Here is a 12,319-nt window from a genome sequence, read left to right as displayed (position 1 = left end):
CGCGGGAATGACGGTAATTGATTGATTCTGAACGATAATTTGTCGTTTTCCATCGCGTGTTTAGTGGATTCCCGCCTGCGTGGGAATGACGGTAATTAGTTGATTCTAAATAATCATTTGTCGTTTTCCATCGCGTGATTTGTGTAGGGAAGACAGGCGCAGGCGGGGAAGCAGTGACTTTCAAGGAAAAACTGTGCGGGAGTGACGCGTGTTCATTGATTTTCAATCAAACCGCTCAACTTTTATCAAAGGATTTGTGTTGGAAAGAGACTGTTTTTGAGGGGGATGAATATCGTGATAAACGAAACGGCATTGGGCCAAAATCGCCGCTTGAATTGAATGCTGAAAACGGTTGCTTTTGAATGTTAGAAAGAAGGATTCACATGATTCACAATGAAGAAGGAAGTTTAAACATTGATGGTCTGTTGATCACAACCAGTGAGTTTTTGCGCCGACATAACGGCGTGATCTCACTGCCTGAAACAAGACCTTATCGATTCAATGACTCACAGCTGCTATGTCAGGATGAGGTGAATGGGCGAACAATCTTTGAAAATGAAGCGTTTTCAACATCGTTTTGGTTGGGCACACAAGGAAAATTCAAAGAAGCAATTGAACAGCTCGCTTCATTGAAAGTCCACCCTGACGCAAACACTCGGAAAATTGCAGAGAACAATATCGCATACTGGCAGGGTGAAAGCGGCCAATATGATTTGGCTATCCGCATGTTTCAAAAGTTGGCTGATGAGTCAACCATGTTGTATGGGTCAGATCATTTGCTTTCCATTGCTTTCAGAAATAATGCAACGTATTGGTTAGCCCGATCGGGCCAGGTGAAAGAGGCGATCCGTGATTTTAAACAATTACTCGCCAGCCTGGATTTCGAAACTGATTTTCACCAACGTGAAAGACTTCTGTTGTCGAATAACATTGCCTTTTGGACCGGGGAGATGGGAGAAAGCCATCGTTCACTTCAATTATTTGAACAATTACTGAAGGACACGGAAATTCAGCTCGGTGCAGATGATTTTTATACACTCGCCATGCGAAATAATGTGGCTTATTGGAGTGGTTTTACCGGCGATGTAAAAAGAGCGCTGGAAGAGTATCGAACGCTTTACTCAGAAAGTGAACGCGTGCTGGGGCAAATGGATTACCTGACACTCTCCACTCGATTACAGATTGCTTTGTGGACGGGTATTCAAGGCGATAGCGAGGCGGCTGTTGAAGCACTGAATGTCTTGTATCCAGTTGTTGAGGACGTGTTAGGGCGTGAAAGTGAACTGTGCATGTCTATTCGTCATCAGACCGCACGCTGGTGTGCGAAATCTGGGCAAAAAAAGCAAGCGGTGAGTATCTTAAAGCGCCTTGTTGAGGATCAAACCGTAAAATTTGGTGCAAATGACTTTCGAACGATAGCATCGCAGGGAATGCTTGAACGATACGATCAATAAATGCATTTCGTCTGTTTTGTCTGTATTCGTATCGAGTGGACAGAAAACAGGCGCAGTCAACAAACCTGCCCGGTAAGCATGATACCGGGCAGGAGAAAGACTTCTGGATGGGGTTTACTCCCCGTCTTCGGGATAAAAGCGACCTTCAGGTGAGTACGGTTCTCTGTCGTCGACAATACTATGCAGGCCGCGAATTTCTTTGAGCTGATTCTCCAGCATACGAACCTGCTGATAATCCCCTTCCTGATACGCGGCAGTGAGGCGTTGCTCGATGTCTTCAATGCGTTCTCTGATACTCATTGTGACCTCCGACTCATAAACAGTGTCGCAATCAGTGTCAGGCGGTGTCTTCCTGACACATCCCAATAACAATCATACTTGAAAAAAGCAGTTCTGCTCATTCCGATCGTTTTGGTCAATCTGGCCCGTATATAAAAAACAGGAATAAAAACGGGCCGACGTGCGGCCCATTCCAGTGATTTGCTGGGAGGAGGGGGAGGGATTAGACGCCTTGCTCCTGATGCAGGCGGCGGCAAGCTTGACCATCGCGGTGGAATAGGTGACAACGATAGGCCGGGATACCGACGCTGAGTGTTTCTCCGGCTTCAACATTCAGTACGTCCGGTTGACGGAAGATGAAATCGGCATCGACTCCTTTCAGGTTCAGGTAAACCTGAGTTTCGTGCCCCAGTTTTTCAACGACCTGAATTTTGCCTTCAACCACAGCATCTCCCTGATCTTTCGACGTCAGGTGTTCAGGCCGAATGCCCAGTGACATTCGTTCGCCTCGGGTGACCGTTGTCCCATCGACCGGAATCCAGAAGGCTGTGCCATTTGCCAACTGCACCATCACGCGCTCCGCTTCCACCTGTTCGACGAACACGCTCATGAAGTTCATCTTCGGAGAGCCGATAAAACCGGCGACGAAGCGGTTTTTCGGGTAGTGATACAGTTCCAGTGGTTTGCCTACCTGCGAGACAGCACCACCATCCAGCACAACGATTTTATCGGCCATGGTCATCGCTTCGACTTGATCATGGGTGACGTAAATCATGGTGCTGCCTAGCTGCTTGTGCAGCTTTGCGATTTCAATCCGCATTTGAACACGTAACGCGGCATCAAGGTTGGAAAGCGGCTCATCCAGCAGGAATACATTCGGCTGGGCAACCAGTGTCCGGCCAATGGCGACACGTTGACGCTGTCCGCCTGAGAGTGCCTTGGGTTTACGTTCGAGCAGATGGCCCAGTTGAAGGATATCGGCTGCATGCGCAACACGCTTACGGATTTCTTCTTTGTCTGCACGGGCCAGCTTCATGCCGAAAGACATATTGTCAAACAGGTTCAGGTGTGGGTAGAGCGCATAAGACTGGAAGACCATCCCCACGCCGCGCTGCGCTGGTGGGATATCATTCATGCGCTGCTCACCGATATAAAGATCGCCTGAAGTAATGTCTTCCAGGCCAGCAATACAACGCAGCAGCGTTGATTTTCCGCAGCCCGACGGGCCAACGAAAACCACAAATTCGCCTTCTGCAATATCCAGATCGACATGCTTTGAAATCAGGTTTTCGCCATAAGCTTTGCAAACATTACGTAAAGTGACACTCGCCATCCGGCTTACCTCTATCTGTTATTTCCAGCCCGCGTCATGGTCATGGCCGATCGGCGTGCCTGTAAAATCGGTGTAGAAAAAGCAGGGTAGCACCCAAAAGAACGGCAGTTACTGAACAGGCGGCTACCCATAATCCACAGGAGAGACTTCCCCAAGCTATCCCGTAGTGTGCTGATGCCAAGCGTTGGACATCAAAGTTGCTGAATGCAGCAACAGTCAACAATAAAAAGACAGTTTACAGTTGAACAAGCTCAAGCCTTGTTGAGGTGTCGCTATTGTGCGTAAAACTGGCTCTGGCAACATCCTCCCTTCACGATTCTTCTTGGGGGGATGAGAGGGGGATGAGTGTTTGGATCACATTTTACAACCTCATGTACTGCTTGAAGATTTCATTGAAAGTACTATGTGCGTCTTGTCACGAATATGGCTCTTTTTTAGAAGCAGGTCACTGACCGTGATGATGGTGATCACGCTTTTCACGATTAAGGGTGGGGGGCGTAGCGCTCAGGATGATGCCTTATAAGAATGACAGATAGATGATAGAGGCTGGAAAATGTGTTGCCAGTTCGTGCAGCAACGATAACCATCTGGAAGGATATAACGATGAAGAAAGTCCTCAGTACTGTCGCACTCTGTACCCTCGCTGCAGTCGGTTCAATTTCTGCTCATGCAGGTATTGAAGAAGGTCAGCTGACCATTTGGATTAATGGTGATAAAGGCTATAACGGCCTGGCTGAAGTTGGTCAACAGTTTGAAACTGACACCGGTATCAAGGTGACAGTTGAGCACCCGGATAAACTGGAAGAGAAATTTTCCCAACAGGCATCGACCGGAGATGGCCCAGATATTATTTTATGGGCGCACGACCGCTTTGGTGGTTATGCGCAGGCTGGTTTGCTGACTGAAGTGAAACCTTCAGACGAGTTCCGCAGCAAGTTTGCTGATTTCACCTGGGATGCGGTGTCTTATAACGGGAAGTACGTGGGTTATCCGGTTGCAGTTGAGGCATTGTCGTTAATTTACAATAAAGACTTGTTGCCAACGCCGCCGAAGAACTGGGAAGACGTTGTAGCACTGGACGCGAAGCTGAAAAAGCAGGGTAAACACGCGGTGATGTGGAACCTGGAGGAACCTTTCTTTACCTGGCCACTGCTTGCAGCAGATGGCGGTTATGCCTTCAAGTTTACGGCGTCCGGCTATGATGCCAAAGATGTGGGTGTGAATAACGCTGGTGCGAAGCGCTCCATGAGCTTTGTGAAGCGCTTGGTTGATCAAGGTGTGATTGCACCCGACCTGAATTACGCCATTGCTGAAGCCGGTTTCAACAAGGGTGAAGTGGCGCTGACTATCAATGGTCCATGGGCCTGGGCAAACATTGATAAAGCGGGCATCAATTATGGTGTTGCTATGCTACCGAAACTGAATGGTAATCCTTCCAAACCTTTTGTCGGTGTATTGACTGCGGGGATCAGCTCGGCATCACCAAACAAAGATCTGGCGGTTGAGTTTCTGGAAAACTACCTGCTGACCAATGATGGCCTGCGTAAGGTCAACGACGATACCCCTCTGGGCGCGGTTGCACTGAATTCTTTCCAGGAAGAACTGAGTTCTGATGCACGAATTGCAGCGACAATGGGCAACGCGATGAATGGCGAAATCATGCCGAATATCCCGGAAATGTCATCTTTCTGGTATGCAGAAAAAGCAGCCATTAAGAATGTTGTCAACGGTCGTCAGTCTGTGGATGAAGCACTGAATACTGTTGCTGACCGAATGACCAAGTAATCTTTCCTATCGGAGCAGGCAATCGCCTGCTCCTTCCTCTGACGTACTGCGAGGAATGCTGATGCAGTCTCATCCTGTTGCCGAACTAGCGCTTGACGCTACCGATATGACCAAAAATTCAACAACTCAACCTGCGTTAAGAACCTGGTTCAAGTGGGCTGCGCTGGGGGGAATCAGCGCCATCAATGGTTATGCCATAATTTTAATGTATGCTCGCTCTGAGTATGCATTTGCGTTACTGACACTGATTCTCACCTCACTGGGTGTGTATGTGTTTGCCCGTCAGCGTACTTATGCCCATCGCTACATTTTTCCGGGCATTGCCGGCATGATCTTATTTATTGTCTTCCCGCTGACTTATACGGTGAGTCTGGCATTTACCAATTACAGCGGCACGAATCAACTGAGTTTTGAACGGGCTCAGTCTGTTTTGATGTCGCAGAGTTTCCAGTCAGGAACCGGTTATAACTTTGCGCTGTATGGTCAGGATGGCCAGTATCAATTTGCACTGGAAACCAGTGAAGGCACTTATCTGAGCGATGGTGTTGATCTGAACGCATTGCCTGAGTCACTGAATCTTCGCCTCGCAGCCACACCTTCTGCCAAGAAAGCCCCATTGAAAATGGTGATTCAACATCGCCAGCAACTCAGTGGGTTGCAGGTTGTCTTACCTAATGGTGAGCAACTGACGATGTCGGGCCTGAGAAAGTTTGCTGCCAGCACCCCGCTTTATGCGCTGCAAAGCGACGGTGAAACGCTGGTCAATCAGAAAACTCAGGCGGTCTATCAGCCGAACTGGGAGATTGGTTTTTATCAGCAGGTCGATGAAGCGGGGCAGTTTATTGGTCAGCCGGTCTCTCCCGGATTCATTGTGAATATTGGCTGGGATAATTTTGCCCGTATTTTCACGGATCCCGGCATTCAAGGGCCTTTCTTCAGCATATTTGTCTGGACGGTTTTGTTTTCCGGGCTGACCGTTGTTTTCACCTTGGCCGTTGGTGTAGTTCTGGCGCAGGTGGTTTCCTGGGAGGCGCTGAAAGGACGTGGCGTGTACCGGGTTCTGCTCATTTTGCCTTATGCCGTACCTGCATTTATCTCGGTTCTCATTTTTAAAGGCTTGTTTAATCAAAGCTTTGGTGAAATCAATCAGATTTTGCAGGGGTTGTTTGGTCTGAATCCGTCGTGGTTTACGGATCCTTTCCTGGCCAAAACGATGATCCTGATTGTAAATACCTGGCTGGGGTATCCCTATATGATGATTCTGGCGATGGGGCTTCTAAAATCCATTCCAGATGATTTGTATGAGGCATCTGCGATGGATGGTGCAGGGCCGCTGGATAACTTTTTCCGCATTACCATGCCCATGCTGGTGAAGCCAATGGTTCCGCTGCTGATAGCGACCTTTGCTTTCAACTTTAATAACTTTGTGCTGATACAGTTGCTGACGAACGGCGCACCGGACATGCTGGGGACCAGTGTGCCGGCGGGTCATACAGATTTGTTGGTCAGCTACACCTATCGGATTGCATTTGAAGGCTCCGGTGGTCAGGACTTTGGTCTGGCAGGTGCGGTTGCGACAATTATCTTCCTGTTGGTCGGCGGTTTGTCACTTTTGAATATGAAACTCTCAAAACTGGATCTTGAGTAAGGGAAAACGCATGGCAATGGTACAACCAAAATCATTGAAATACCGGGTATGGGCGACACATATTGCAATGTGGTGTTTTCTCGCCTTGATCATGTTGCCTTTGTTAATGGTGGTCGCGATCTCATTCCGGGAAGGGAACTACGCCTCTGGTGAGCTGATTCCGAGCGATCCATCCCTCGAACACTGGAAGCTGGCACTGGGGATTGCAATTGAACATGCAGATGGAAGCAAAACACTGCCGCCGTTCCCTGTTCTGACCTGGCTTTGGAACTCAGTGAAAGTTGCGGGGCTGACTGCACTTGGGATTGTGGCTTTGTCCACAACCTGCGCATACGCCTTTGCCCGAATGAAGTTTGCCGGCAAAAATCAGATTCTGCGTGCTATGCTGATTTTACAGATGTTCCCGCCTGTGCTTGCCCTGGTGGCCCTGTACGCATTGTTTGACCGACTGGGCGCCTACGTCCCATTCCTTGGAATGAATACGCATGGCGGCGTTATTTTCGCCTATATGGGCGGTGTTGCACTTCACGTTTGGACAATTAAGGGCTATTTTGAGTCGATTGATGCGTCTCTTGAAGAAGCTGCAGCTCTGGATGGTGCGACACCCTGGCAGGCGTTCAGACTGGTTTTATTGCCACTTTCTGTACCTATCCTTGCTGTCGTGTTTATTCTTTCGTTCATTGCCGCAGTTACAGAAGTTCCTGTTGCATCCTTGTTATTACGTGATGTAAATTCCTATACATTAGCTGTAGGAATGCAGCAATATTTGTATCCGCAGAATTACTTATGGGGTGACTTCGCGGCAGCCGCTGTGCTCTCTGCGATGCCGATTACCATTGTATTTCTGTTGGCACAGAAGTTCCTTGTCGGCGGTTTAACTGCCGGTGGGGTTAAGGGATAAAAATAAGAAATGGCCCATGTCACTTAGGGTGGGTCAATCCCCGGAGTTGAAGCCTTAACATTGGTTTGGCCGCCGATCGGTTAAGTCACTTCACCCATATGATTGGCGTTGCTGCATAGCTGGACTTGCGCTTTGTCTTGAACAAAACAGCAAGTTGATTTGGTAACCAAAGCCCGGTGTTTTCACTGGGCTTTTTTATTGCCTCCTCTAAACCACCGCGAAAGCGATAGTGTTCAGTATTGAGCATCGGGTGGTGTTGGGTGTTGGGTGTTGGGTGTCGGTGTTGAGTATCGGTTAAGGCAGACTCCATCGGCGGGGATGATCTGGTTACCTGCGTTAAGTCAGGGGATACTAGCCGGAGAATTTCCTGTATTTGCTCACGGGCTGGAAGATTCGTCTTTCGTGAACGTTTATCTGTACGACACGATGAAGAAAAAACGCCACCCGGTTCTCGGATGGCGCTTTCGCTTGATTTGATTTGCGAGCAAGGACTCAGACGATCTGGTTCCTGCCGTTTTGTTTGGCTTTGTAGAGCGCTTTATCCGCGACCTTCAGGACATTGGCTGTTCTGGAGTCTTCCTGGCTGTCGGCGACACCGATACTCACCGTAATTTGTACCGTTTCCTGATGATTACCCGTGCCACGCTTCCGTTTGCCTTCAAGATCATTGAGTGGCCGGGTTTCAATATCCCGGATATGCATCGGATAGTTCGCAATCGCCTCACGCAGCTCTTCTAGGGCGTCGATACATTGGTTTTTACGCTTGCCTTTGAAAAGAATGGTGAACTCTTCTCCGCCATAGCGATAAACATCCGCCTTAATGTTGATGTTCAGTAAAAACTGAGCAACCAGACGAAGGACGTCATCTCCGGTTTTGTGGCCGTATTGATCGTTAAACTGCTTGAAATGATCCACATCCAGCATTGCCAGCGTATAGGTTCTGCCCAGATGCTTCAGTTCTGTTTCCATCGCTCGCCGGCCTGGAATCCCGGTGAGTGGATCGATAAATGCCAGCTCATGAGAGCAGGACATCAGGTTCAGTAACAGCAGACCAGAAGCCACCGTAAAAGCGACACTGGAAATATAAGGCTGTTGGAACTGGGCTAAGGTCAGCCCGGAGAACAGCAGACAGATAAATGTCGCCTGATCATAGCCTTGGTTGCGTTTCAGGATGATTGAAGCACTTGCACAGCTTAGCGACAACAGTAATAAGATCAAAACCAGCGGCAAAGGTGAAAAGTCACCTAAGGTGTAGAAGTAGGTGAGCCACATTTCTGTATTTTGATTGGGCTCAACATGCTTGACCAGCAACCAGCCCCAGGAGATCTGAAGACCGAGTACGCCTAAATAGATCAAACCAAAACGTGAGAAAAGTCGCCGTTCTGGGATGAAATGTAGCTGAAACAGGTTTAAAGGCAACAATATTGCCAGCAAGATATAGGTGAGTCCGGTGGTCGACTGAGCCAGTGGCGTTTGCAAATTTTGTTGGATTAAATAATAGGCCAACAGCATCAGCATCGCGCTGATTCCAGTTTTACTCTGATTGAACGGCTGGCACAGCATGATGACCAGGCTCAATAGGATGTAGGGAAGTAGCAGCAACACTTCTATATGCTGTGACATAAAAGTCACGATATCACCGTGTACAGCAAAAGTGCCTGTAACAAGCGCTAAAGGCATCGCGAAACGCATTTTTGCATTTCTAAATACTGAAAATGAAAATGGTTGCATTACAATATTCCCTGTCAAGGAGATATCATAGCTAAGTTGATGCTTAATCCCAACAAATTTGAATGCCTGTATGAAATATGTTTAGTCAATAAATGGTATTGAATCATGGGCTATAGCTATAGAATGAAAAAGCCCTGCGTTATGCGGGGCTACAATATTAGTTTTTGCTAATTAAGTATGGGAAAAGGCGACGGATTTCTTCATCCGTGAGCTTTTTCATTTTTTCTATATTCCGCTCCGGTATAGCATCGGGATCGGGATAATGTGCCAGCACTTTTTCCATACTGTCTTCTCGAATGAAATGGAAGATTGGATAGGGTGCGCGGTTCGTCAGGTTCTCAGCATCACCAGGTGCTGTGCCATAGAAACAGTAATCAGGATGAAAACTGGCGACCTGATAAATACCTTCTTTTCCACACTGGCTAATTAGCGCCTCTACCATATCAAGAAACTGATTGTACTCGTCAAAATCCTGTAAAAGGTTCGGACAAACGACCAAGCTTGTATCAAGATCACAAACTGGTGTGCTATCCAGTCGTTTTATCTCTTGATAAATCCCCTCCAGAAGTTCTTCCAGAGAATCTGTTTCGTAAATCGCGATACGAATTTGTTCATTTCTTCGCGGTTTTGCTGCAAAAGGACATAAGTTTAATCCAATGACAACATCATCAAGCCATTGTTCAACGTTGAGGAGATAAGACATGAGGCACCAGACTACAAACGTGTTACTCAGGTTGGATAGGGTATGGTATTAAGCCAGAACGGGAATACCGTTCTGGCTCCTGATTTATCAGGCTTTTTCAGTAACAGCCTGCTGATCAGCATTTTCCTGAGCAGTGACTTCAGGGAATTGTTTTACTGGTTTTGCGACCAGTTGACGTGTTGCTTCGCGAACTTCTGACAGAACGATTTCGAAGTGATCCCCTAACTGGAACTCACGAACTTTATCAATGTTGATGATGCCCAGTTCACCGTTGCACTCGATGCGTTCTTTATTGTCCAGAATCAATGGTGCAGGAATAAAGGCAGAAGCACCGTTTTCCAGAACACGGACTCGCATACCCGCACGGTTGATATCAAATACTTCTGCGGTGAAAACTGTTTCTTTTTTCACGGCATCTTTCAGTAAGCGAACATACAGCCAGTCAGCGACATCACGCTCAGCCATACGGTGACTTCTACGGTGGGTAGAAATTTCTTCACCAATGGTTTCATCTGGTGTCTGAACCGGCTCCTGACCTGTAATGACAGCTTTCAGCATCCGGTGGTTGATCATATCGCCATATTTACGAATCGGTGATGTCCAGGTTGCATAGACATCCAGACCCATTGCAAAGTGGGCAGCAGGTTCGTTACCCACTTCACTGTATGCCTGGAACTTACGCAGGCGGTTGTCCAGATAGGTTGTGTCCTGAGCATTCAGCCAGCGACGTAGTGCACTGAAGCCTTCAAGTGAAAGCAGCGCTTCTTTTTCAAATGGGGCATTCGCGTTTGTCAGAAACTCCATGGCGTTATCCAGTTTTTCCGGATTGAAACCGTTATGGAAGTTGTAGACACCTTTCCCAAATTTTTCTTGCAGCATGCGGCCAGCACAGATGTTCGCTGTGATCATTGCTTCTTCGATCATCCGATTGGCTGTACGGCGTGGGTCGGTATGAATCGCGATCACGTCGTTATCTTCGCTCAGCTCGAAACGGTAATCCGGACGGTCCGGGAAAACCACAGCATGTTTGCTGCGCCAGTCGCTTCGGGCGTTGGCAAAAGCTTGCAACGCTTTAATCTGAGCTTCAATGACTGCGTCAGGTGCCCAGTTTTCAGCCGCACCATGTTCGAGATAATCAGAAACATCATCGTAATTCAGACGTCCCTGTGAACGAACCCAGGCAGAGAAGAAGGTAATGTCGTCACCAATCACGCCATCTTTGTCGATCGTTGCACGACAACACAGGGCAGGACGTTTTTCATTTTCCATCAGTGAACACAGTTCATCGCTTAGCTCTCGTGGCAGCATCGGGATGTTGCGTCCTGGCAGATAAATGGTGAAGCCGCGTTCACGGGCTTCTTTATCCATATCGCTGCCTACCTGAATATAGGATGTCGGGTCAGCAATCGCGATGGTGATTTCAAAGCTACCGTCATCTTTCGCGATGGTGTAGATGGCATCATCCATATCTTTGGTGGACTCACCATCAATGGTGATAAATGGCAGATCGGTCAGATCTTCACGGACCAGACCTTCCTCCAGCATTTCCCAGTTGTTTTGTGGTGCTGGTTCTGCGTTTGGCAGGTCGTGACGTGCAAGCGTGACCCACCAAGGTGCAATTTTGTCTTCGCTGTCTGTAATTTTTTCTTTAATTTCACAGAAGAAGGTTTTGTTATCACCCACGAGCGGGTGGCGTGTCATATGCGCAACAACCCAGTCACCTTCTTTCAGTGTTTCCGGGTTCAGACCTTTCACCGTACGTGCTTTAATTGCATCTTTCAGCTGTGGGTGATCAGGGACAACATTCAGACGATCTTTGATCAGTTTAACCCGGCCGATGAAGCGGGTGAGAAACTGTTCAACCAATTCCTGAGGTTCAGCAACTTCACGCTCTTTTTCTGTACGGATGACAGCAACAACACGGTCACCGTGCATCACTTTTTTCATATAGTTAGGCGGAATGAAGACGCTGTCTTTGCCATCAACTTCCAGAAAACCAAAACCGCGATCGGTTGCTTTAATCTGGCCTTCTTTCTTTGGAAGTGATTCTTGAATCTGTTTTTTCAGTTGTGCTAAAAGCGGATTATCTTGAAACATTATGCCTGGTCCCGGATTATGAACCGTCACACTATACGGATTAACAGGCCTAAAACCAAGGGTAATCCATCTTTTCGGCAGCCTGATCAAGTGCTGAAACGGTTAAGCTGCCACCTTTCCCCTCAAGCTGAATGTATCTTGAACGACTTGTCTGATGTCTGCACCAACGGAATAGAACGGATCATTGATTTAGGTGTCAGTAATATATGTGTCAATAGTGGGTAAATTCATTTTAGTCGGATGCCGTTAGCGAAACGTTTTCGATAAATTATTGGTCACAAATATCGTAGAAAATCACATTCATGGTTTCGAAGTGCATCATGAAGGTCGTTATTATCTTCAACTTGGAGTATTTTGTATTTTGTTTCACACCAATCAAATGAATGAA

General features: G+C 47.6%; 9 protein-coding genes. 4 read left to right on the top strand and 5 right to left on the bottom strand.

Annotated elements, in window-relative coordinates:
• The first annotated feature begins 383 nt into the window (after nucleotides 1-383).
• Nucleotides 384-1,454, top strand: coding sequence for a tetratricopeptide repeat protein (locus EA58_RS09820; protein WP_036751874.1), 1,071 nt, complete (start codon nucleotides 384-386; stop codon nucleotides 1,452-1,454).
• 114 nt (nucleotides 1,455-1,568) lie between these two features.
• Here EA58_RS09820 and EA58_RS09815 read toward each other — a convergent pair whose 3' ends face one another.
• Both EA58_RS09815 and malK read right to left on the bottom strand, forming a co-directional pair.
• Nucleotides 1,569-1,754: a hypothetical protein gene (locus EA58_RS09815; RefSeq protein WP_036751872.1), complete on the bottom strand. Its 186-nt coding sequence runs from the start codon at nucleotides 1,752-1,754 to the stop codon at nucleotides 1,569-1,571.
• Between the two features lie 202 nt (nucleotides 1,755-1,956).
• Nucleotides 1,957-3,066: a maltose/maltodextrin ABC transporter ATP-binding protein MalK gene (gene malK / locus EA58_RS09810; protein ID WP_036751870.1), complete on the bottom strand. Its 1,110-nt coding sequence runs from the start codon at nucleotides 3,064-3,066 to the stop codon at nucleotides 1,957-1,959.
• Nucleotides 3,067-3,669: 603 nt separating this feature from the next.
• Between malK and malE the strand changes: the two genes are divergently transcribed.
• From malE to malG, 3 genes are all read left to right on the top strand, one after another.
• Nucleotides 3,670-4,851, top strand: a complete 1,182-nt coding sequence (gene malE, locus EA58_RS09805) for a maltose/maltodextrin ABC transporter substrate-binding protein MalE (protein ID WP_036751868.1) — start codon at nucleotides 3,670-3,672, stop codon at nucleotides 4,849-4,851.
• Nucleotides 4,852-4,957: 106 nt separating this feature from the next.
• A complete protein-coding gene (malF, locus tag EA58_RS09800) occupies nucleotides 4,958-6,499 on the top strand; it encodes a maltose ABC transporter permease MalF (RefSeq protein ID WP_036751899.1) in 1,542 nt (513 codons plus the stop codon).
• Between the two features lie 10 nt (nucleotides 6,500-6,509).
• Entirely contained in the window at nucleotides 6,510-7,400 is an 891-nt protein-coding gene (gene malG, locus EA58_RS09795; RefSeq protein ID WP_036751866.1) for a maltose ABC transporter permease MalG, read from the top strand.
• Nucleotides 7,401-7,892: 492 nt separating this feature from the next.
• Here malG and EA58_RS09790 read toward each other — a convergent pair whose 3' ends face one another.
• From EA58_RS09790 to EA58_RS09780, 3 genes are all read right to left on the bottom strand, one after another.
• Nucleotides 7,893-9,131 carry a GGDEF domain-containing protein gene (locus EA58_RS09790; protein WP_036751864.1) on the bottom strand — a complete coding sequence of 413 codons (1,239 nt, stop codon included), beginning with the start codon at nucleotides 9,129-9,131 and terminating at the stop codon, nucleotides 7,893-7,895.
• A 157-nt stretch (nucleotides 9,132-9,288) separates the two neighbouring features.
• The gene (locus tag EA58_RS09785; RefSeq protein WP_036751863.1) at nucleotides 9,289-9,834 is read right to left on the bottom strand and encodes a DUF1415 domain-containing protein; all 546 of its coding nucleotides are present in this window, start codon (nucleotides 9,832-9,834) and stop codon (nucleotides 9,289-9,291) included.
• Between the two features lie 87 nt (nucleotides 9,835-9,921).
• Nucleotides 9,922-11,931: an exoribonuclease II gene (locus EA58_RS09780; RefSeq protein WP_036751862.1), complete on the bottom strand. Its 2,010-nt coding sequence runs from the start codon at nucleotides 11,929-11,931 to the stop codon at nucleotides 9,922-9,924.
• Nucleotides 11,932-12,319 lie beyond the last annotated feature (388 nt).

It is taken from the genome of Photobacterium galatheae (assembly GCF_000695255.1).
In the GTDB taxonomy this organism is placed as follows: domain Bacteria; phylum Pseudomonadota; class Gammaproteobacteria; order Enterobacterales; family Vibrionaceae; genus Photobacterium; species Photobacterium galatheae.
This window is presented reverse-complemented; position numbering and strand designations above follow the sequence as displayed.

What these genes read in the sequence shown, in the direction of transcription:
- EA58_RS09820 (WP_036751874.1), top strand. Translation starts at nt 384, where the DNA reads ATGATTCACAATGAAGAAGGAAGTTTAAACATTGATGGTCTGTTGATC.
- EA58_RS09815 (WP_036751872.1), bottom strand. Translation starts at nt 1,754, where the DNA reads ATGAGTATCAGAGAACGCATTGAAGACATCGAGCAACGCCTCACTGCC.
- malK (WP_036751870.1), bottom strand. Translation starts at nt 3,066, where the DNA reads ATGGCGAGTGTCACTTTACGTAATGTTTGCAAAGCTTATGGCGAAAAC.
- malE (WP_036751868.1), top strand. Translation starts at nt 3,670, where the DNA reads ATGAAGAAAGTCCTCAGTACTGTCGCACTCTGTACCCTCGCTGCAGTC.
- malF (WP_036751899.1), top strand. Translation starts at nt 4,958, where the DNA reads ATGACCAAAAATTCAACAACTCAACCTGCGTTAAGAACCTGGTTCAAG.
- malG (WP_036751866.1), top strand. Translation starts at nt 6,510, where the DNA reads ATGGCAATGGTACAACCAAAATCATTGAAATACCGGGTATGGGCGACA.
- EA58_RS09790 (WP_036751864.1), bottom strand. Translation starts at nt 9,131, where the DNA reads ATGCAACCATTTTCATTTTCAGTATTTAGAAATGCAAAAATGCGTTTC.
- EA58_RS09785 (WP_036751863.1), bottom strand. Translation starts at nt 9,834, where the DNA reads ATGTCTTATCTCCTCAACGTTGAACAATGGCTTGATGATGTTGTCATT.
- EA58_RS09780 (WP_036751862.1), bottom strand. Translation starts at nt 11,931, where the DNA reads ATGTTTCAAGATAATCCGCTTTTAGCACAACTGAAAAAACAGATTCAA.